Genomic DNA, 18,648 nt, shown 5'->3' with positions numbered 1-18,648 from the left:
TGATGGACGACGTGAGCACCACCGCGGAAAAAGCGCCGGAAACGGCCGCGAACGGCATCGTTTCGGCCTCGGCGATCCCCGCCGACGAGCTGGCGCGGCTGACCGACGATATCGTTTCGGCGCTGAAGACCGTCTACGATCCGGAAATCCCGGCCGACATCTATGAGCTCGGCCTCGTCTACAAGATCGATATCGAGGACGACAGGTCGGTCAAGATCGACATGACGCTGACCGCGCCGGGCTGCCCGGTGGCCGGCGAGATGCCGGGCTGGGTCGAGAACGCCGTCGGCGCCGTGGAAGGCGTGTCCGGTGTCGAGGTCGCCATGGTGTTCGATCCGCCATGGACGCCCGACCGCATGTCGGAAGAGGCGCAGGTCGCGGTGGGGTGGTATTGAGGCCTATAACCTTGCGCCAGTCATAAAACTTCACCATTTTAGGTGAGAATCATTCGGCAGGCCTTGAACCTGCATGGAATGGAGTAGGAAAGAATGGGACGCTTCGCCGTCATCACGATGACCGACAAGGCCGCCGACCGGGTGCGCGAGATCGTCGCCACGCGGGAAGGTGCGCATGGCATCCGGCTCGGCATCAAGAAGGGCGGCTGCGCCGGCATGGAGTATACGGTCGACCTTGTGACCGAGCCGAACCCCAAGGACGACCATATCGAGCGCGACGGCGCGCATGTCTATGTCGCGCCGGAGGCGGCACTTTTCCTGTTCGGAACCGAGATGGATTTCGAGCAGACGACGCTGCGCACCGGCTTCACCTTCAAGAATCCGAACCAGAGCTCGGCCTGCGGCTGCGGCGAGTCCGTCGAGCTGAAGCCGGCCGACCTCAAGGCGCTTGCCGAGGCACGCGCCTCGGCCTGACCAGGTCCGCCAGTGCTTCCACTCAGTCCGGCAGCGCGGCGACGACGACAAGCTCGACGACGAGGTCAGGCTGCGCCAGGGCGGCGACACCGATCACCTCCGATGGCGGCGGGTTGTTATAGCTGCAGTGCTTCGGGCAATGTTCGGCAAAGAATTCGTCCAGCACGTCCAGACGAAAGTTGGGCGAGCTGAGAACGCCGCCGGACGGAAAAGGCCCTTTGACGTAGAACGTCACCTTGACCAGGTAGTCGAGCGAGCTGCCGAGTTCCTCCAGATCCGACTTGACGTTGGCCAGGATTTCGCGCCACTGCGTTGCCGCGTCGCCGACAGCGCCGCCCTGGTGTTTCGAAGGATCGTAGTCGTCGACCGTGGCGGTGTTGCCGGACAGAAAAACATATCCCTTGGCGTCCGAGACGACCGTTCCCTTGCCCCAAGGCATCAAACGATCGCCTTTGAATTTCTTGTGCGTCGTGAGGTTCATTTCTGCCTCCTGTCGCCAGATGCTTGTCTTGATACAATTCCGGGCGGAAAACCGCTGCGCAGCTTTGCGGGAATTGCCCTAATCAACCCACATGCCGGTTCGCTTGTGCCAGTCGGCGATCGATTCCTCTGGATAGACGTCGAATACCTTGTCGTTCTTGCCGACGACCGGCTCGACCCAGTTCGCCTTGTATTTCAGCATCAGATGCACCTTTTCCGGCGGTTTCGGCAGGTCGGTGTCGATCGCCGAAGCGAAGGGGTGAACGAGGTCCGGCCAGGTCGGGTCGTAGAGCCAGAGTGCTGCGCCGCATTTCCGGCAGAAATTGCGCTCGCCGGTAGAGACCTCGCAATGCGGGTGCTCGTCATCCTCGATTTCGGCGCGATAGACGCCGAGGTTGCGCTTGCCCTTGATATCAAGCGTCTCGTAGTCGGCGCCGAGATTGATGGCGAACCCGCCGCCGCCTTGCTGCTTGCGGCAGATCGAGCAGTAGCAGAGCATGAACGGCACGGGCGTGTGGCTCTCCACCTCGAAGCGGACGGCGCCGCAGCGGCAGGAGCCCTTGAGCAGGACGGGCATGACGGGAACTCCGTTTCCAGATGTCAACCTGTCAGCATGCTTTTGGTTGCGGCGATGACAAGGCCGGTGACGGATGAGATGATCGCGGCATGGACAATGCGCGTCTTGAAGAACTGTTCGAAAGCCTGGGACCTATCGCCATCCGAAAACTGTTCGGCGGCAAAGGCATCTATTGCGACGGCGTCATCGTCGCGGTCGTCGTGCGTGGCGAGCTGATGCTCAAGGCGGACGAGGAGAGCATCCCAGACTTCGAAGCCGCCGGCTGCCGCCAGTGGACCTATACCGGCTCGCGCCACGGTAAGGAGGTGGCGATGCCCTATTGGAGCGTGCCCGACGAGGCCTTCGACGATCCGGACGAGATGGCAGTGTGGGCGCGGCGCGCCTATGAGGCGGGACGAAGGGCGGGGAAGTGAGAATTAGAAATGCTGGCGGGACAGCACCCCCCTCTGGCCTGCCGGCCATCTCCCCCGCAAGGGGGGAGATCAGCAGCTCATCCGCTGGCTCTCGTTTTTCAACGTCGGCGATTGGCGAAAGCCGAGCGACATCCAATCTCCCCCCTTGCAGGGGAGATGTCCGGCAGGGCAGAGGGGGGTGTGAAGGAACTCGGCCATTGCGGTTGGCCGGGCTGCCGCAACCTGAATGTTCTACAGCGCCTTTGCGATCTCCGCCGCCAGCCGCGCATTGTTCTCGACCAGCGCGATGTTGGTCTTGAGGCTGCGGCCGCCGGTCAGCTCCAGGATCTTCGACAAAAGGAACGGCGTCACCGCCTTGCCGGTGACGTTTTGCGCCTCGGCCGCTTTTTGCGCGGCCTGGATATAGCCGTCCATCTCGGCGGCCGGGATTTCGTCATTTTGCGGCACCGGGTTGGCGACGAGGATGCCGCCGCCCAAGCCCAGCGCCTGACGCGTGCGGTAAAAATGCGCGATGTCTTCCGGCGCATGAAGGGTTAGCGGCGCGCGGAAGGGCGACTGCCTCGACCAGAAGGCGGGCATCGTCTCGCAGCCATGGCCGATAACCGGCACGCCGCGCGTTTCCAGCACTTCCAGCGTCTTTTCGATGTCTAGGATCGCCTTGGCGCCGGCCGAGACGACGATGACCGGCGTGCGCGCCAGCTCGTCGAGGTCGGCAGAGACATCGAAGCTTTTCTCAGCGCCCTTGTGGACGCCGCCGATGCCGCCGGTGGCGAACACTTTTATGCCGGCCATATGCGCGGCGATCATGGTCGCCGCAACCGTGGTGCCGCCGGTGCGCGTTTGAGCGACCGCGAAACCGAGATCGGCGCGCGACAGCTTCATGGCATCGCCCGTCATGGCAAGCGATTCGCGCTCGCCGTCGGAGAGGCCGATCTTGATCCGGCCGTCGACCACGGCGATCGTCGCCGGCACCGCGCCGCCATCGATGATGATCTGCTCGACCTTGGCAGCCATGGCGCCATTGTCGGGGTAGGGCATGCCGTGGGTGATAATGGTGCTTTCCAGCGCCACCACGGGCCGGCCGGCGGCGAGCGCCTCCGCCACGGGCGGATGGATGTCGACAAAGGGGCGGGCGGTGTCAGGCGTCATGGCTGTCTCCGATCCGAAGGGATTGCTTCGGCAGTGGTGGCCCTATGCCACTTCCCGCGGCTCCGGCACAAGGGCAAGCGCCTGCGTGAAGGTGGCGATCGTGAAGGACGGCACGGCCTGCGGGCTCTCTATGGCGAGCATCGCCGCGGCAAGGCCTTCGCGCAGCGCGGCGCGCAATGGCAGGCCGCGCAGCAAGGCGGCGACGATTGCGCCGGTCAAGGCGTCGCCGGCGCCGGTCACGTCGGCCACCTTGCGCGGCGCGGGCGGGTCGATCTCGAAGATGCCGGTGTCGTCGAAGCCCAGCACCGGAGCGCTGCCGGACGTGACCACGCCGGCATTCAGGCCTGCGCGCCTGAGCGCGTCGACAAGGGGCTTGCCGGACGGCTCGGCGCCGATCAGCGCGGCAGCTTCGCGACGGTTCATGAAGAGCAGCGACAGATCGTCGAGCAGTGCCGCCAGGCGGACGACCTTGGCCGGCGAGACGGCGATGGCGAAGACCGGCCGGCCGCCGGCAAGCGCCAGCAGGCGCTCCAGCGCGGCCGTCGGCAGGTTGGCATCGCACAGGATGGCGTCGGCGGCGGCGATCGCCTCGCGCACCTTGGCGCGCCTGATTTGCTTGGGGAAGGCAAGGTCGTAGAGCGCCATGTCAGCCAGCCCGACGATCAACTCGCCTTCGGCATCGATCAATGCCGTATAGCTGGGCGTCGTGCGGTCGAGGAACACCACCGAAAGGTCTTTTATCCCCGCGCTGTCGATGGCCGAGGCGACCGTGTCCGCCGCAGCGTCACCGCCACGCACCGAGATCAGCGAGGCCGACACGCCGCGCTTCACCACGCTGCGCAGCGCGTTGAAAACCACGCCGCCGACGTCCTCGCGCATGATGCCGGGATTCGAAGCCGCGGGCACATAGACGCCCGAGACCTGGCCGCGCCGGTCGATATGGGCGCCGCCAAGCGCCAGGATTGTTGGGGATGTCGGCATTTCGGGTCGGTGGCTTTCGTTGGTCGTGCGGCTGCGCACACTAGAGCGTTTCACGGAATCGCTGAACTGCCCTAAGTCTTTATCCTGGACGGAAAACCGCTACGCACTTTTCCTGCAATTGGTCTAGGTTTCCTCAGGTCGCCCTGCAATCGGGGTCGCGATTCGGACGGCCGGATATCGAAATCTCTTCTGGACCGGTGGTTGCACCCCGTACCAGCCCTGGTGAGACAAAAATAGAACAAATCCAGATATTGATTATTTTTCAGATATTTGTTGCCCCTTGCCAAATGAGAACAAAAAAGGTACAAAACAAGCAGGGATCACGGATTGTCCGGCCTTCATTGACGACCAAGGGGTGATGTATCATGGCTCAGAATTCTTTGCGGCTTGTAGAGGACAAGGCAGTGGACAAATCAAAGGCTCTGGACGCGGCGCTGTCGCAAATCGAGCGCGCGTTCGGCAAGGGCTCGATCATGCGGCTCGGCGCCAACGAGCAGGTGGTCGAGATCGAAACCGTGCCGACCGGCTCGCTCGGCCTCGATATCGCGCTCGGCGTCGGCGGCCTGCCGCGCGGCCGCATCATCGAGATTTACGGGCCGGAAAGCTCGGGCAAGACGACGCTGGCGCTGCACACGGTGGCGGAAGCCCAGAAGAAGGGCGGCATCTGCGCCTTCGTCGATGCCGAGCACGCGCTCGATCCGGTCTATGCCCGCAAGCTTGGCGTCGACCTCGAGAACCTTTTGATCTCGCAGCCCGACACCGGCGAGCAGGCGCTGGAGATCTGCGACACGCTGGTGCGTTCGGGCGCCATCGACGTGCTGGTTGTCGACTCGGTGGCGGCACTGACGCCGCGCGCTGAAATCGAAGGCGAGATGGGCGATTCGCTGCCCGGTCTTCAGGCTCGCCTGATGAGCCAGGCGCTGCGCAAGCTGACCGCCTCGATCTCGCGTTCCAACACCATGGTCATCTTCATCAACCAGATCCGCATGAAGATCGGCGTCATGTTCGGCTCGCCCGAGACGACCACCGGCGGCAACGCGCTGAAATTCTACGCCTCGGTGCGCCTCGACATCCGCCGCATCGGCTCGGTCAAGGACCGCGACGAGGTCGTCGGCAACCAGACCCGCGTCAAGGTGGTGAAGAACAAGCTGGCCCCGCCCTTCAAGGTGGTCGAGTTCGACATCATGTATGGCGAGGGCGTGTCGAAGACCGGCGAGCTGATCGATCTCGGCGTCAAGGCCGGCGTCATCGAGAAGTCGGGCGCCTGGTTCTCCTACAATTCCCAGCGCCTCGGCCAGGGTCGCGAGAACGCAAAGCTGTTCCTGCGCGACAATCCCGACACGGCGCGTGAGGTCGAGCTTGCATTGCGCCAGAATGCCGGGCTGATCGCCGAGAAATTCCTCGAGAATGGCGGCTCGGAAGGCGGCGACGACGGTTTCGAGGACGAAGCCGGCGCCCTGTAAAGTGCGTTTACGCCTGGGATTTTGCGCTCTGCGCGACCCGAGGGCGGCCGAGGATAGTTGGTTGGCTTAGCCGGAGTTCGGCCACAATCCTGGTTTATCGTCTTATGCTTATGTAATCGAGTTCTTGTATTGCGTAACCCGAACCGCCGGCCTTCGTGCCGGCGGTTTTGCGTTTCGCGGGCAGCGCTGAACCGCCGCTCGTCGGCCAATTGGCCCAAAGCGCGTCGCGCTGCAATGAACTCACGCGGTGCGCCTTGATCTTTGTTTATGCATGTCGTTTTCCCAAAACCGCTTGCGCAGTTTTGACCGACACGCCTGTTTTGCGTGTTTCTGGACAGGCACAAGAGCTATCGCTAAAAGGCCAATCTATCTTCTGAAACACCAAAGCCCATTTGCCGCCGGCCGGGCCGGCGGTTCTTGCGAAAAAGGCAGTATGCAATGAGTGGCGTGAACGACATCCGGTCGACATTCCTCGACTACTTCCGCAAGGAGGGCCACGAGATCGTCGCCTCCAGCCCGCTGGTGCCGCGCAACGATCCGACGCTGATGTTCACCAACGCCGGCATGGTGCAGTTCAAGAACGTCTTCACGGGCCTGGAGAAGCGTCCCTATACGCGGGCCTCTACCGCGCAAAAGAGCGTGCGCGCCGGCGGCAAGCACAACGACCTCGACAATGTCGGCTACACCGCGCGCCATCTCACTTTCTTCGAGATGCTCGGCAATTTCTCGTTCGGCGACTATTTCAAGGAGCGCGCGATCGAGCTTGCGTGGAACCTGATCACCAAGGGTTTCGGCCTCAAGAAGGACAAGCTGCTCGTCACCGTCTACCACACCGACGACGAGGCGGCGGCTTACTGGAAGAAGATCGCCGGCTTCTCGGACGATCGCATCATCCGGATTCCTACCTCGGACAATTTCTGGGCGATGGGCGACACCGGCCCCTGCGGCCCGTGCTCGGAAATCTTCATCGATCGCGGCGAGCATATCTGGGGCGGACCGCCCGGCAGCCCGGAAGAGGATGGCGACCGGTTCCTGGAATTCTGGAACCTGGTGTTCATGCAATACGAGCAGGTGACCAAGGATGAGCGCGTCGACCTGCCGCGTCCCTCGATCGACACCGGCATGGGCCTGGAGCGCATGGCCTCTATCCTGCAGGGAGTCGAAAGCGTCTTCGAGACCGACCTGTTCAAGCATCTGATCGACGCCGCGTCCTCCGCGCTCGGCCAGGGGCCAAGCCAGGAGAACGTCGGGTCGTACCGCGTCATCGCGGATCATCTGCGCTCAACCTCGTTCCTGGTGGCCGACGGCGTGCTGCCGTCGAATGAGGGGCGCGGCTATGTGCTGCGCCGCATCATGCGCCGTGCCATGCGCCACGCGCAGCTGCTGGGCGCCAAGGAGCCGCTGATGTGGCAGCTGGTGCCGTCGCTGGTGCGCGAGATGGGCCAGGCCTATCCCGAGCTCGTGCGCGGCGAGGCGCTGATCACCGAAACGCTGAAGCTTGAGGAAACACGCTTCCGCAAGACACTGGTGCGCGGCCTCGGCCTGCTTTCGGACGCGACCGAGACGCTCAAAGCCGGCGACATGCTGGACGGCGAGACGGCCTTCAAGCTCTACGACACCTATGGCTTCCCGCTCGATCTGACGCAGGATGCGCTGCGCCAGCGCAGCATCTCGGTCGATATCGCCGGCTTCACCGACGCGATGGAGCGGCAAAAGGCCGAGGCGCGCGCGCATTGGGCTGGCTCGGGCGAGGCCGCGACCGAGACGGTGTGGTTCTCCGTGCGCGAAAAGACCGGCGCGACCGAATTCCTCGGTTATGAGACTGAAGCTGCGGAAGGCATCGTCCAGGCCCTGGTCAAGGACGGCAAGACCATCGACAGCGCGAGCCAGGGTGATGCGGTCGCCGTGGTCGTCAACCAGACGCCGTTCTACGGCGAATCCGGCGGCCAGATGGGCGACACCGGCGTGATTTCCGGCGAGGGTTTTTCAATCGAGATATCGGACACGCAGAAGAAGGCCGATGGCTTGTTCGTGCATCTTGGCAAGGTGGCCAAAGGCACGGTCAAGACGGGTGATGCCGTCGAGCTGAAGGTCGATCATGCCCGCCGCTCGAGGCTGCGCGCCAATCACTCCGCGACGCATCTCGTCCACGAGGCGCTGCGCGAGGTGCTGGGCACCCATGTCGCGCAGAAGGGCTCGCTGGTTGCGCCCGAAAGGCTGCGCTTCGACATCTCGCACAACAAGCCGATCTCGGCCGAGGAACTCGAAGAGGTCGAGCGCATGGCCAACGAGATCGTCGTGCAGAACAGCCCGGTGACAACGCGGCTGATGTCGGTCGACGACGCGATCGCCGAGGGCGCCATGGCGCTGTTCGGCGAGAAATACGGCGACGAGGTGCGTGTCGTGTCGATGGGCACCGGCCTGCATGGCGCCAAGGCCAATCGTCCTTATTCCGTCGAGCTTTGCGGCGGCACGCATGTGAAATCGACCGGCGATATCGGCCTGGTGCGCATCCTGTCGGACAGCGCGGTGGCGGCCGGCGTGCGCCGCATCGAGGCGCTGACCGGCGAGGCGGCGCGCAAGCATCTGGACGAACAGGACAGGCGGCTGAAGGCCGCGGCTGCGACCCTGAAAATCGCGCCGGCCGATGTGCCGGCTCGCGTCGAAACATTGCTTGAGGAACGCAAGAAGCTCGAAAAGGAGCTTACGGAAGCGCGCAAGAAACTGGCGCTTGGCGCCGGCCCGGCCGTATCCGATGCTCCGCCCGCCAACGAGACCGTCGCAGGCGTCGGCTTCCTCGGCAAGGCGGTCAGCGGTGTCGCGCCGAAGGACCTGAAGCCGCTGGCGGATGCCGGCAAGAAGACGCTCGGCTCCGGCGTGGTCGTCTTTGTCGGCGCCGGCGAGGACAACAAGGCAAGCGTAGTCGTCGGCGTCACCGACGATCTGACCGGCCGCTTCAGCGCCGTCGATCTCGTCCGCGTCGCGTCCGCCGCGCTTGGCGGCCAGGGCGGCGGCGGCCGGCCCGACATGGCGCAGGCCGGCGGCCCCGACGCGTCGAAGGCCAATGACGCGATCGCGGCGGTGAGAGCGGCGCTGGAGGCAGCTTAAGCGAGCGGGTTTGAATTTACCGCACGCTTGGCGCTGTCCCTCGACCGTCCTGATTCTTATCAGCCAGCCTTTTCAGTCCGCGCAAAGCTCGGCCGTCCAGCTATTCGCGCGTACCAATCCCGGATATCCGCAAAGCGCGCCAGCAGATCGCGCCCTTCCTCGACCTTGAGGAAATAGGCGATGATCGGCGCCGCGTGCAGGTCGGCCAGTGTCAGTTGCTCCCCGAGCAGCCACGGGCCCTTAGCCTTCAGCGAGGTCAGAACCTTGAGCACGTTCTCAGCCTGACCAAGGCCGGCGGCAATCAGCGCCTCATCAGGCGGCACCTTCTCCAGCCGCTCGACCGCCACGTCCCAGACCATGGCGCGATAACCATAGGCGTCGAGCATGCCGCTGATCTGGACCGTCCTGGCGCGGCCGCGCGCGTCGGCCGGCTGCAAGGCCGGGCCGTCGAAGGCTTCGTCGACATAGCGCGTGATCGCACCGGTCTCGAACAGACGAAAACCGTCGTGCTCGAAGGCCGGTATGCGGCCGAACGGATGATGCTCCAGATACCAGGCCGGAATGCCCGCGGCAGCGAAGATGTCGAGCGGCACCAGCTCGTAGTCGACGCCTTTCTCCCCTAGCGCCATCCGCGCGATGCGCACATAAACGCTGTAGTCCGCGCCGTAGAGAGTTGGCTTGGCCATCGATCAGCTCTCCCCTCCGCTCGTCGGAGTACCAAAAAAGAAGGCTCCTTCCGGAGCCTTCGGTATGCCGAATGTGGGTTTACCCCATGGCCTTCTGCAAATTCTCGTCGATCTTGTCGAGGAAGCCGGTGGTCGAGAGCCAGGGCTGGTCGGGACCGATCAGCAGCGACAGGTCCTTGGTCATGAAACCGCTCTCGACGGTCTGGATGCAGACCTTTTCCAGCGTCTCGGCGAAGCGCTTGAGCTCGGCATTGTCGTCGAGCTTGGCGCGGTGGGCGAGGCCGCGCGTCCAGGCGAAGATCGAGGCGATCGAATTGGTCGAGGTTTCCTCGCCCTTCTGATGCTGGCGGTAGTGGCGCGTCACGGTGCCGTGTGCGGCTTCCGCCTCCACCGTCTTGCCGTCCGGCGTCATCAGCACCGAGGTCATCAGGCCGAGCGAACCGAAGCCTTGCGCCACGGTGTCGGACTGCACGTCGCCGTCATAGTTCTTGCAGGCCCAGACATAACCGCCCGACCATTTCAGGCTGGAAGCGACCATGTCGTCGATCAGGCGGTGCTCGTACCAGAGTTTCCTTGCCTTGAACTCGGCCTCGAACTCCTTCTCGTAGACTTCCTGGAAGATGTCCTTGAAGCGGCCGTCATAGGCCTTGAGGATGGTGTTCTTGGTCGACAGATAGACCGGGAAGTTGCGCAACAGGCCGTAGTTCAGCGAGGCGCGGGCAAACTCGCGGATCGACTCGTCGAGATTGTACATGGCCATGGCCACGCCGGCGCCCGGCGCGTCATAGACGTCGTGCTCGATCACCTGGCCGTCTTCGCCGACGAACTTGATCGTCAGCTTGCCTTTGCCGGGGAAGCGGAAGTCGGTGGCGCGGTACTGGTCGCCGAAGGCATGACGTCCCACGACGATCGGCTTGGTCCAGCCCGGCACCAGGCGCGGCACGTTCTTCATGATGATCGGCTCGCGGAAGATGGTGCCGCCGAGGATGTTGCGGATGGTGCCGTTGGGCGACTTCCACATCTTCTTCAGCTTGAATTCCTCGACGCGCGCCTCGTCGGGGGTGATCGTCGCGCATTTCACGCCGGCGCCCCATTTCTTGATGGCATTGGCAGAATCGATCGTCACCTGATCGTTGGTTGCGTCGCGGTGCTCGATGCCGAGGTCGTAATATTCCAGCTTCAGGTCGAGATAGGGGTGGATCAGCTTGTCCTTGATGAACTGCCAGATGATGCGGGTCATCTCGTCGCCGTCGAGTTCGACGACCGGGTTCGCCACCTTGATCTTCGCCATGGAAAGAATGCCTCGTTGCTGGGGATCTGAACGGCCTTGCCCGCATGGCTTCGGCCGGGGATGCGGAGCGTATATCAAAGGCTTTTTCAGCGCGCAAACCGCGATCCGCGCCGGGGCAGACGGGTGCCGCTGTTGTGAATGCTTCATTTTCCGGTCCGGATGTGGCAGGGGACGCCGAAACGCCGCAAACCCCGGTTACCCATAACCCATGCCAGCCATCGAAGACACGACCAAGACCGCTTCCGCCGGACCGGCGATCATCCTGGTCGAGCCGCAGCTCGGCGAGAATATCGGCATGGTCGCGCGGGCCATGGCGAATTTCGGCTTGTCCGAGCTCAGGCTGGTCAACCCGCGCGACGGCTGGCCGAGCGAGAAGGCGCGCGCGGCCGCCAGCCGCGCCGACCACGTCATCGACGCTACCAGGGTCTTCGACGATCTGCCCTCGGCGGTCGCCGACCTGAACTTCGTCTTCGCCACGACAGCGCGCGAGCGCGACGGCTTCAAGCCGGTGCGCGGTCCGGTGGAAGCGGGCAGGGCGCTCAGGGCACGTGTCGAGGCGGGCCAGCGCACCGGCATCCTGTTCGGCCGCGAGCGCTTCGGCCTTTACAATGACGAGGTCGGGCTCGCCGACGAGATCGTCACCTTTCCGGTCGATCCCAGCTTTTCCTCACTCAACATCGCCCAGGCGGTGCTGCTTATGTCCTATGAATGGATGAAGTCCGGCCTCGCCGACGAGACCCAGACCAACTTCTCCGGGCCGGAGCTGGAGCCGGCGCCCAAGGAGCAGCTGCACAGCCTGTTCGCCTATCTGGAAAACGCGCTGGAAGCGCGCGGCTATTTTCGCCCCGAAGAAAAGAAGCCGAAGATGGTCGACAATCTGCGCGCGGTGCTGACGCGCGCGGGCTTCGCCGAGCCCGAACTCAAGGTGCTGCGCGGCATCATCTCGTCGCTCGACAGGTTTTCGCCGGCCATGCCGCGGGGCGATGGCTCGCCCGGGGACGATCCGAGACGGTTGCCGGCCGGCGCGCACAGTCGCGCCAAAGACGAAGAAAGTTAAGATCGGTAAGCTGCGAGCATTTGAAGTAACCGAATTTTATTCGGTTGCGCCTCATCCTTGCTGCAATAGTGGGGGTGGCACATGTTTACGTCCAATATTGGTCGACTGCGCTTTTTCCTTTACTCTCTCGGTCTCGCCGTAGCCGAAACCGTGGTGATCGTCATCTGCATTGTCAGCACGATCGGCTTCGAAGGGCTGATCAATTCAGGACCCGGCCCGGCGCGCCAGGGCATGGCAGGCGCGGTCCTCGTCGCCTCCCTCATCTTTGTCGCGCTTCGCGGCAACATCGCCTCGTGCCGCTCCCGCGACGCCAACGGACGCCGCTGGATCCTGTGGGCCTACATTGCCCTTTCCGCCGTCTACGCCCTTCTGCAAGCAGGCGTGCTGCTGGTCGTCAAATTCGACGATCCCGAGAGCATTCCCGGCGGGCTGAACCTGCTTGGGCTTTCGGTATTCGGCCTCTGGTGCACGATCTGGTGGGCGAAGCCCGTCGCGGGCAGCAACATCGATGAATTGACCGATGTCTTCGACTTCGATGGCCCGCTGCCGGCATCGACGCGCGCTGCACGCACCTCTGTGCCGGCCGCTCCACGCGCCGCGGTTGCCGCTTCAGCCGCTCGCATTCCGCCCGCGCCGCAGCCCTTCGGCAGGCCGCGCCCCGCCGGCTTTGGCAAGCGCGGGATATGAGTGAGACAGAGCATGATGTCGTCCGAAAACCGCTTCACACGTTTCGGCATCCTGCTCTAGCGACTGCGCGAAAGCTGCTCGCATTCGCCTCTTCAAGACCACGATCATTCGCGATAGAAGCGCGTCGGTCCAATTCCGGGCCTGCCGTTTCTCTTTGTTTTGACGCAATTCCGGACGGAAAACCGTTTCACACTTTTCCTGGAATTGCTCTGGTAACCGGATGACAATGAGCGATCGATCAAGCCAGCGCCCGATCCTGATGTTCGATTCCGGCGTCGGCGGGCTGACGGTGCTGCGCGAGGCGCGCGTGCTGATGCCCGACCGCCGCTTCGTCTATGTCGCCGACGACGCGGCTTTTCCCTATGGCGCCTGGGAAGAGCCGGCGCTCAAGGAACACATCCTTGCACTGTTCGGCAAATTGCTCGACCGGCTCCAGCCGGCGATTTCGGTCATTGCCTGCAATACAGCCTCGACGCTGGTGATTGACGCGCTGCGCGACAAATTCCCCGGTCATCCCTTTGTCGGCACCGTTCCGGCGATCAAGCCGGCCGCCGAACGCACCCGCTCCGGCCTGGTGTCGGTGCTGGCGACGCCCGGCACGGTCAAGCGCCAATACACGCGCGACCTGATCAGCAAGTGGGCGCAGAAATGCCATGTGCGCCTGGTCGGCAGCGACCGCCTGGCGGGGCTCGCCGAGATCTATATGCGCCAGGGTTTCGTCGACGAAGAAACCGTGCGCGCCGAAATTGCGCCCTGCTTCATCGAGCGCGACGGCAACCGCACCGACATCGTCGTGCTTGCCTGCACGCATTATCCGTTTCTCGCCAACCGCATGCGCAAGACCGCGCCCTGGCCGGTCGACTGGATAGATCCCGCCGAGGCGATTGCGCGGCGCGCCATGTCGCTGCTTGAACCCGTTGGGGAGACATCCGGCGAGAGCGAACCCGATCTTGCCGTTTTCACCTCGGGCAAGGTGGATTTCGCCACCAGACGGCTGATCCAGGGCTTTGGACTGACCGCACCTTAGTGCTCAAAGCGGCTGACCGGTCTCGAAGACGATGCTGCGTTGATCCGGATCGGCCGAGACCAGCTTTAGCGTTAGGCTGTCTCCCTGCCGGAGCCCTGAGGCCCTTACGCTGGCAACGACAGGCATATCGGCAAGCTGCACGCGCACGCCATGATCGACGAAGTCGGTGACGACGGCCTTGAACGTCTCGCCCTCATGTCCCTTGAGCATTACGGCCTCGGCAAGGTCGATGGCAGAATGATTGATCTGTGAGGCGCGGGCATCCGCACGCCCCATCACCTTCGGCAATCTGGCGAAGGCGTCGGTGACGGCCTGCGGCACGGGCTGGCCGTTGGCGATCGCCAGCGCGCAGCGCACGACGTAGCGGTCGGCCAGCCGCCTGAGCGGCGCAGTGGCATGCGCGTAGGTCGCGGCCATCGCCTCATGCCAGGGGACGATGCCCTCCTGATAGGGTTGGTAGGACGCGCCATTGCCCGCGCGGCGGATTTCCAGCATTAGCGCCGCCTGTTTCGGGTCGGCCGGATCGAGTGTGCGTTGATAGTCGCGCAAGCTGGTGGAGGCTGGCCAGGACAGGCCGAGCGCCTGTGCCGCGTTGCGCAGCCTTTGCACCTTGGAGGCGTCCGGCCCCGACATCACCCGGAACAACCCGGTCTTGTGCGCCAGCATGGCGTCGGCAATCGCCATATTGGCGGCCAGCGAAAGCGCTGCATTGTCCTGCTCGGATTGCAGCAGCGGCCTGAACGAAAGCCGGAACGTGCCGTCGACGAGCCTCTCCACCTCCTGCTCGGGCGGATCGACGCGCGAAGCGCCGCGGCGCTCTTCGTTCGTCGCCATGCGCCGCGCCAGTTCCGCGAAGCCGGCCGGAACGTCGGCGGCCTTGACGCTGTCATAGGCGAGCTTGGCGCGGCTTTGAATGATTGCCCGCTCCGCGCTGTCCAGCTTCACCCCGCCGTCCTCGGCGATCCGAACCGTGAAGACGACCGTCGGACGCGGTCCATCGGGCAACAGGCTCGCCGCAGCCTCGGCAAGCAGCGGCGGGTAGAGCCCGGCCTTGCCGTCCGGCAGATAAAGCGTCTCGCCTCGGTTCCAGGCTTCGATATCAATCGTATCGCCGTCCTCGACGAACCAGGCCACGTCGGCAATGGCATAGTGCAGGAGAAGACCGCCGCCGCTGACCTCGATCGAGAAGGCCTGGTCGAGATCGGTGGAACTCGCCGGATCGAGTGTGACGAAGGGTATTGCCGTCCGGTCGGCATGCTGCCCGGGCACACGCTTTGCCGCCGCCTCCGCCGCGGCCACTACCGCAGTCGGAAATCCATCCGGCACATGGAATTCTGCGCGGATTTTCGCAAGGCCGGTGGAGAGCGCCTGTGAGGGATCGTTTAGCGATTTCATGCAACCGTCCTACACTGGCATTCCGGGCGCGGGAAGGCTTGCCGGCGATACAGCCAAGGCCGGCTGTCTGACGAGCGGCTCAAGCGGACCGGCGGGCCGAGCCGCTGCCGCTGGAACTGCCGGTTCAGCCCGGCGTTTCTTCTCACAGCAAAGGAGAAATCGCCATGCCCGCCAAATCGCAAGCCCAGCAAAAGGCTGCCGGCGCAGCGCTGTCCGCCAAGCGCGGCGAGACGAAGAAGAGCGAGCTCAAGGGCGCTTCGCGCGAAATGTATGAATCGATGAGCGAAAAGCAACTCGAAGAGTTCGCCGAGACCAAGCGCAAAAGTCTGCCCAGCAAGAAGTCGTAGGTCGAATGAAAGGGCCGCGGCGTCGGCCGCGGGCCTCCGTCAACCCCTTTTGGCGCAAGATGAGCTAGCGGCGCCACCAGCAGCGTTTGGTCTTGTAGCGGATGACGTGGCGATGGCCGTGGCGCCAGACCACTCTTTTCGTCACCACGACGCGGCATATTTGCCTGTGGCCGCTCCAATGCCTGGCCATGGCAGGTTCCGGCGTCATGACCGCCATAGATCCCGCCAATACAGCGGCCCCGGTCAGGGTAAGGAAGAACTTCTTCATGGGAATTCGGACTCCTCTGCTCCAGTCCCTTCATTAATTGGCAGAGCAGCGCGGCTCCTTGAAAGCACAAGCCGCTCTGCTGCCGACGGCCTTCGCCACAACCGGCACCGCACGCCACGCGGGAAATGTATCGGGTTGCGACCCGCGCTGCCAGCCGTAAGCTTGACACCGGTTAAATCTCTGTTTAACAGGCCACCAACACCGGGTGGCGACGCCCGGTGGTTTCTTTTGACGTGTCCCGTGGGTTTTCCGTCGCTTTGCGTGGAAAACCCTGTCAGGTCTCGAAAACGGAGGCCAGAGGAGGGCGCGTTTCCTTCGCCCGGAGCCATGGGGTTCCGGGTATATTGTTTTGAAAGGGAATGCGATGAGCAAGCGCGAATCCGCGAAATACAAGATCGACCGCCGTCTCGGCGAAAATATATGGGGCCGTCCGAAGTCCCCGGTCAACAAGCGTGAATACGGCCCCGGCCAGCACGGCCAGCGCCGCAAGGGCAAGCTTTCCGACTTCGGCCTGCAGCTGCGCGCCAAGCAGAAGCTGAAGGGTCACTATGGCGACGTTTCGGAAAAGCAGTTCCGCAAGGTCTATGAAGAGGCCAACCGCCGCAAGGGCGACACCTCCGAGAACCTGATCGGCCTGCTCGAGTCGCGTCTCGACGCGGTGGTCTACCGCGCCAAGTTCGTGCCGACCATCTTCGCCGCCCGTCAGTTCGTCAACCACGGCCATGTCAACGTCAACGGCAAGCGCACCAACATCGGCTCGTATCGCTGCAAGCCGGGCGACGTCATCGAGGTGCGCGAGAAGTCGAAGCAGCTCGTCATCGTGCTGGAATCGGTCGGTCTCGCCGAGCGCGACGTGCCGGACTACATCGAAGCCGACCACAACAAGATGACCGCGACCTTCGCTCGCGTTCCCGGCCTTTCGGACGTTCCGTTCGCCGTGCAGATGGAACCGAACCTGGTCGTCGAATTCTACTCGCGCTGATCGGTATCAATCAGCCGCAGCATCCAAGGCCGCCTCTTGAGGCGGCCTTTTCTTTGGCGGTCAGAGCCATTCACTTTGGCCGCATTCATGCGACGCCATGTGATTTCACTCGGCTGCAAAATGCTCTAAAGCCGAGCGCTGACAACGCGGAGCCGGCGCCATGAACATGCTGCCAGACCTCAAATCCATCGATTCGATCGACAACGAGACAGAGGGCGGTTTCCACCCGCTGTTTCGCGACGTGCCGTCCTCGGTCGAGTTCAACAAGCTGCGCAAGCGGCTGTTGAGGCTCACCCGCCAGGCGATTGAAGATTTCGCCATGGTGAAGCCGGGCGAACGCTGGCTGGTGGCGCTGTCGGGCGGCAAGGATTCCTACGGCCTGCTGGCGCTTTTGCTCGACCTCAAATGGCGCGGCCTGCTGCCGGTCGAACTGCTTGCCTGCAATCTCGACCAGGGCCAGCCAAATTTCCCGAAGCACATCCTGCCCGACTATCTCAACGCCAACGGCATCGCCCACCGCATCGAATACCAGGACACCTATTCGGTGGTGACGGACAAGCTGCCGCAGGGCAGCACCTATTGCTCGCTTTGCTCCCGGCTGCGGCGCGGCCATCTCTATCGCATCGCGCGCGAGGAAGGGTGTTCGGCGCTGGTGCTTGGCCATCACCGCGAGGACATTCTCGAGACCTTCTTCATGAACCTGTTCCATGGCGGGCGTCTCGCCGCCATGCCGCCCAAGCTTTTCAATGACGAGGGCGACGTCATGGTGCTGCGGCCGCTCGCCTATAGCGCTGAGGCCGATCTCGAAAGATTCGCCTACGCGATGAAATTCCCGATCATCCCGTGCGACCTGTGCGGTAGCCAGGAAGGGCTGCAGCGCAACGCCATGAAGGCGATGCTCGACGACATCGAGAAGCGCATGCCGGGCCGCAAGGACACGATGATCCGCGCCATGGCCAATGTAAGGCCCTCGCATCTCCTGGACAGGAAGCTGTTCGACTTCGCGGGCCTCGACGCAAACCCAGGACAAGACATTTCCGATGCGATTTGACGATAACGCGATCGACTGGTTGGCCGAGCTTCTCGCCGACGCCGCAAACGCCGAAATCATGCCGCGCTTCCGGCGGCTGGGCGAGGGCGACGTGCGCCAGAAGACATCCGCCGCCGACCTCGTTACCGAGGCGGACGTCAACGCCGAAAGACTGATCACCGCGAGGCTGCGCGAGCGCTTTCCCGACGCCATGGTGGTCGGCGAGGAAGCCTGCTCCGACAACCCGGCGCTGCTGTCGGGGCTTGGCGATGCCGCGCTCGCCTTCGTCATCGATCCGGTCGACGGCACTTTCAATTTCGCTTCCGGCGTGCCGCTGTTCGGTGTCATGGCCGGCGTCGTCGTCAATGGCGAGACCGTCGCCGGCATCATCCATGATCCGGTGGGCAAGGACTGGCTGATCGGCGCCAAAGGCGCCGGCAGCCATATCCGCCATGCGCATGGCGCGCTGGAGAAGGTTCGCGTCGCGGCGCCGGTGCCCATGTCGCAGATGACCGGTTCCGTTTCCTGGCAGTTTCTCCAAGAGCCTGAACGCTCGCGGCTTGCCCGCAACCAGACCAAGACGCTGTCGCAATTCGCCTATCGCTGCGCGGCGCATGAATACCGGCTTCTGGCCAGCGGCCATGCCCATTTCGTGCTCTACAACAAGCTGATGCCCTGGGATCATCTGGCGGGCGCGCTGATCCACCAGGAAGCCGGCGGCCATGTCGCGCGCGTCGACGGCAGCGCCTACCTGCCGTCGCATGTCGACGGCGGCCTTCTGGTGGCGCCGGACAAGCAAAGCTGGGACGAGTTGCGACGCGAGCTCTGGGCGGAATAG

General features: G+C 63.7%; 20 protein-coding genes. 12 read left to right on the top strand and 8 right to left on the bottom strand.

Annotated elements, in window-relative coordinates:
* Positions 1 to 2: 2 nt before the first annotated feature.
* Both FJ419_RS16470 and sufA read left to right on the top strand, forming a co-directional pair.
* On the top strand, positions 3 to 395 hold the full coding sequence (locus tag FJ419_RS16470) for an SUF system Fe-S cluster assembly protein (RefSeq protein ID WP_095765178.1): 393 nt from the start codon (positions 3 to 5) through the stop codon (positions 393 to 395).
* A 93-nt stretch (positions 396 to 488) separates the two neighbouring features.
* The gene (gene sufA, locus FJ419_RS16465; protein ID WP_140695155.1) at positions 489 to 869 is read left to right on the top strand and encodes a Fe-S cluster assembly scaffold SufA; all 381 of its coding nucleotides are present in this window, start codon (positions 489 to 491) and stop codon (positions 867 to 869) included.
* A gap of 22 nt (positions 870 to 891) precedes the next feature.
* Here sufA and FJ419_RS16460 read toward each other — a convergent pair whose 3' ends face one another.
* Together FJ419_RS16460 and FJ419_RS16455 are read right to left on the bottom strand one after the other, a co-directional pair.
* The gene (locus FJ419_RS16460; protein WP_140695152.1) at positions 892 to 1,350 is read right to left on the bottom strand and encodes a RidA family protein; all 459 of its coding nucleotides are present in this window, start codon (positions 1,348 to 1,350) and stop codon (positions 892 to 894) included.
* 78 nt (positions 1,351 to 1,428) lie between these two features.
* Positions 1,429 to 1,926: a GFA family protein gene (locus tag FJ419_RS16455; RefSeq protein ID WP_140695149.1), complete on the bottom strand. Its 498-nt coding sequence runs from the start codon at positions 1,924 to 1,926 to the stop codon at positions 1,429 to 1,431.
* 89 nt (positions 1,927 to 2,015) lie between these two features.
* On the opposite strand from FJ419_RS16455, the gene FJ419_RS16450 reads away from it, so the two are divergent.
* Entirely contained in the window at positions 2,016 to 2,339 is a 324-nt protein-coding gene (locus FJ419_RS16450) for a TfoX/Sxy family protein (RefSeq protein WP_140695146.1), read from the top strand.
* Between the two features lie 231 nt (positions 2,340 to 2,570).
* Here FJ419_RS16450 and FJ419_RS16445 read toward each other — a convergent pair whose 3' ends face one another.
* Entirely contained in the window at positions 2,571 to 3,488 is a 918-nt protein-coding gene (locus FJ419_RS16445; protein ID WP_140695143.1) for a pseudouridine-5'-phosphate glycosidase, read from the bottom strand.
* A gap of 42 nt (positions 3,489 to 3,530) precedes the next feature.
* Complete coding sequence (locus FJ419_RS16440) at positions 3,531 to 4,469, bottom strand: carbohydrate kinase family protein (RefSeq protein ID WP_140695140.1); 939 nt, start codon at positions 4,467 to 4,469, stop codon at positions 3,531 to 3,533.
* Positions 4,470 to 4,834: 365 nt separating this feature from the next.
* Here FJ419_RS16440 and recA point away from each other — a divergent pair, with 365 nt between their 5' ends.
* The gene (recA, locus tag FJ419_RS16435; protein ID WP_095765184.1) at positions 4,835 to 5,932 is read left to right on the top strand and encodes a recombinase RecA; all 1,098 of its coding nucleotides are present in this window, start codon (positions 4,835 to 4,837) and stop codon (positions 5,930 to 5,932) included.
* Positions 5,933 to 6,370: 438 nt separating this feature from the next.
* Positions 6,371 to 9,040 carry an alanine--tRNA ligase gene (gene alaS / locus FJ419_RS16430; RefSeq protein WP_140695137.1) on the top strand — a complete coding sequence of 890 codons (2,670 nt, stop codon included), beginning with the start codon at positions 6,371 to 6,373 and terminating at the stop codon, positions 9,038 to 9,040.
* Positions 9,041 to 9,099: 59 nt separating this feature from the next.
* Here alaS and FJ419_RS16425 read toward each other — a convergent pair whose 3' ends face one another.
* Together FJ419_RS16425 and FJ419_RS16420 are read right to left on the bottom strand one after the other, a co-directional pair.
* Positions 9,100 to 9,726 carry a glutathione S-transferase family protein gene (locus tag FJ419_RS16425; RefSeq protein ID WP_140695133.1) on the bottom strand — a complete coding sequence of 209 codons (627 nt, stop codon included), beginning with the start codon at positions 9,724 to 9,726 and terminating at the stop codon, positions 9,100 to 9,102.
* A 79-nt stretch (positions 9,727 to 9,805) separates the two neighbouring features.
* On the bottom strand, positions 9,806 to 11,017 hold the full coding sequence (locus tag FJ419_RS16420; RefSeq protein ID WP_140542637.1) for an NADP-dependent isocitrate dehydrogenase: 1,212 nt from the start codon (positions 11,015 to 11,017) through the stop codon (positions 9,806 to 9,808).
* Between the two features lie 208 nt (positions 11,018 to 11,225).
* Here FJ419_RS16420 and FJ419_RS16415 point away from each other — a divergent pair, with 208 nt between their 5' ends.
* From FJ419_RS16415 to murI, 3 genes are all read left to right on the top strand, one after another.
* Positions 11,226 to 12,074, top strand: a complete 849-nt coding sequence (locus FJ419_RS16415; RefSeq protein ID WP_140695130.1) for an RNA methyltransferase — start codon at positions 11,226 to 11,228, stop codon at positions 12,072 to 12,074.
* Between the two features lie 81 nt (positions 12,075 to 12,155).
* A complete protein-coding gene (locus FJ419_RS16410) occupies positions 12,156 to 12,761 on the top strand; it encodes a hypothetical protein (RefSeq protein WP_140695125.1) in 606 nt (201 codons plus the stop codon).
* Positions 12,762 to 12,987: 226 nt separating this feature from the next.
* Positions 12,988 to 13,788: a glutamate racemase gene (gene murI, locus FJ419_RS16405; RefSeq protein ID WP_140695122.1), complete on the top strand. Its 801-nt coding sequence runs from the start codon at positions 12,988 to 12,990 to the stop codon at positions 13,786 to 13,788.
* A 3-nt stretch (positions 13,789 to 13,791) separates the two neighbouring features.
* Here the strand turns inward: murI and FJ419_RS16400 are convergent, their stop codons facing one another.
* Complete coding sequence (locus FJ419_RS16400; protein ID WP_140695119.1) at positions 13,792 to 15,183, bottom strand: RNB domain-containing ribonuclease; 1,392 nt, start codon at positions 15,181 to 15,183, stop codon at positions 13,792 to 13,794.
* 164 nt (positions 15,184 to 15,347) lie between these two features.
* Here FJ419_RS16400 and FJ419_RS16395 point away from each other — a divergent pair, with 164 nt between their 5' ends.
* Positions 15,348 to 15,530 (top strand): DUF3008 family protein, encoded by a 183-nt coding sequence (locus FJ419_RS16395; protein ID WP_095765193.1) that lies wholly within the window; start codon positions 15,348 to 15,350, stop codon positions 15,528 to 15,530.
* 64 nt (positions 15,531 to 15,594) lie between these two features.
* On the opposite strand, the gene FJ419_RS16390 is transcribed toward FJ419_RS16395, so the two are convergent.
* A complete protein-coding gene (locus FJ419_RS16390) occupies positions 15,595 to 15,798 on the bottom strand; it encodes a hypothetical protein (protein WP_140542642.1) in 204 nt (67 codons plus the stop codon).
* A 364-nt stretch (positions 15,799 to 16,162) separates the two neighbouring features.
* Between FJ419_RS16390 and rpsD the strand changes: the two genes are divergently transcribed.
* From rpsD to FJ419_RS16375, 3 genes are all read left to right on the top strand, one after another.
* Positions 16,163 to 16,780 carry a 30S ribosomal protein S4 gene (gene rpsD, locus FJ419_RS16385; RefSeq protein ID WP_140627561.1) on the top strand — a complete coding sequence of 206 codons (618 nt, stop codon included), beginning with the start codon at positions 16,163 to 16,165 and terminating at the stop codon, positions 16,778 to 16,780.
* A 166-nt stretch (positions 16,781 to 16,946) separates the two neighbouring features.
* Positions 16,947 to 17,831 carry a tRNA 2-thiocytidine(32) synthetase TtcA gene (ttcA, locus tag FJ419_RS16380; protein WP_181170731.1) on the top strand — a complete coding sequence of 295 codons (885 nt, stop codon included), beginning with the start codon at positions 16,947 to 16,949 and terminating at the stop codon, positions 17,829 to 17,831.
* Entirely contained in the window at positions 17,821 to 18,648 is an 828-nt protein-coding gene (locus tag FJ419_RS16375; protein ID WP_140695112.1) for an inositol monophosphatase family protein, read from the top strand. The genes ttcA and FJ419_RS16375 overlap by 11 nt, the downstream gene beginning before the upstream one ends.

Origin of the sequence: Mesorhizobium sp. B2-6-2, from assembly GCF_006440615.1 — a bacterium.
Taxonomy (GTDB): Bacteria; Pseudomonadota; Alphaproteobacteria; order Rhizobiales; family Rhizobiaceae; genus Mesorhizobium.
Note: the sequence above shows the minus strand (reverse complement) of the source record. Positions and strands in the feature narration are given on the sequence as shown.

Excerpts from the sequence above, each read along its gene's own strand:
- FJ419_RS16470 (WP_095765178.1), top strand. The coding sequence starts at position 3 with ATGGACGACGTGAGCACCACCGCGGAAAAAGCGCCGGAAACGGCCGCG.
- sufA (WP_140695155.1), top strand. The coding sequence starts at position 489 with ATGGGACGCTTCGCCGTCATCACGATGACCGACAAGGCCGCCGACCGG.
- FJ419_RS16460 (WP_140695152.1), bottom strand. The coding sequence starts at position 1,350 with ATGAACCTCACGACGCACAAGAAATTCAAAGGCGATCGTTTGATGCCT.
- FJ419_RS16455 (WP_140695149.1), bottom strand. The coding sequence starts at position 1,926 with ATGCCCGTCCTGCTCAAGGGCTCCTGCCGCTGCGGCGCCGTCCGCTTC.
- FJ419_RS16450 (WP_140695146.1), top strand. The coding sequence starts at position 2,016 with ATGGACAATGCGCGTCTTGAAGAACTGTTCGAAAGCCTGGGACCTATC.
- FJ419_RS16445 (WP_140695143.1), bottom strand. The coding sequence starts at position 3,488 with ATGACGCCTGACACCGCCCGCCCCTTTGTCGACATCCATCCGCCCGTG.
- FJ419_RS16440 (WP_140695140.1), bottom strand. The coding sequence starts at position 4,469 with ATGCCGACATCCCCAACAATCCTGGCGCTTGGCGGCGCCCATATCGAC.
- recA (WP_095765184.1), top strand. The coding sequence starts at position 4,835 with ATGGCTCAGAATTCTTTGCGGCTTGTAGAGGACAAGGCAGTGGACAAA.
- alaS (WP_140695137.1), top strand. The coding sequence starts at position 6,371 with ATGAGTGGCGTGAACGACATCCGGTCGACATTCCTCGACTACTTCCGC.
- FJ419_RS16425 (WP_140695133.1), bottom strand. The coding sequence starts at position 9,726 with ATGGCCAAGCCAACTCTCTACGGCGCGGACTACAGCGTTTATGTGCGC.
- FJ419_RS16420 (WP_140542637.1), bottom strand. The coding sequence starts at position 11,017 with ATGGCGAAGATCAAGGTGGCGAACCCGGTCGTCGAACTCGACGGCGAC.
- FJ419_RS16415 (WP_140695130.1), top strand. The coding sequence starts at position 11,226 with ATGCCAGCCATCGAAGACACGACCAAGACCGCTTCCGCCGGACCGGCG.
- FJ419_RS16410 (WP_140695125.1), top strand. The coding sequence starts at position 12,156 with ATGTTTACGTCCAATATTGGTCGACTGCGCTTTTTCCTTTACTCTCTC.
- murI (WP_140695122.1), top strand. The coding sequence starts at position 12,988 with ATGAGCGATCGATCAAGCCAGCGCCCGATCCTGATGTTCGATTCCGGC.
- FJ419_RS16400 (WP_140695119.1), bottom strand. The coding sequence starts at position 15,183 with ATGAAATCGCTAAACGATCCCTCACAGGCGCTCTCCACCGGCCTTGCG.
- FJ419_RS16395 (WP_095765193.1), top strand. The coding sequence starts at position 15,348 with ATGCCCGCCAAATCGCAAGCCCAGCAAAAGGCTGCCGGCGCAGCGCTG.
- FJ419_RS16390 (WP_140542642.1), bottom strand. The coding sequence starts at position 15,798 with ATGAAGAAGTTCTTCCTTACCCTGACCGGGGCCGCTGTATTGGCGGGA.
- rpsD (WP_140627561.1), top strand. The coding sequence starts at position 16,163 with ATGAGCAAGCGCGAATCCGCGAAATACAAGATCGACCGCCGTCTCGGC.
- ttcA (WP_181170731.1), top strand. The coding sequence starts at position 16,947 with ATGCTGCCAGACCTCAAATCCATCGATTCGATCGACAACGAGACAGAG.
- FJ419_RS16375 (WP_140695112.1), top strand. The coding sequence starts at position 17,821 with ATGCGATTTGACGATAACGCGATCGACTGGTTGGCCGAGCTTCTCGCC.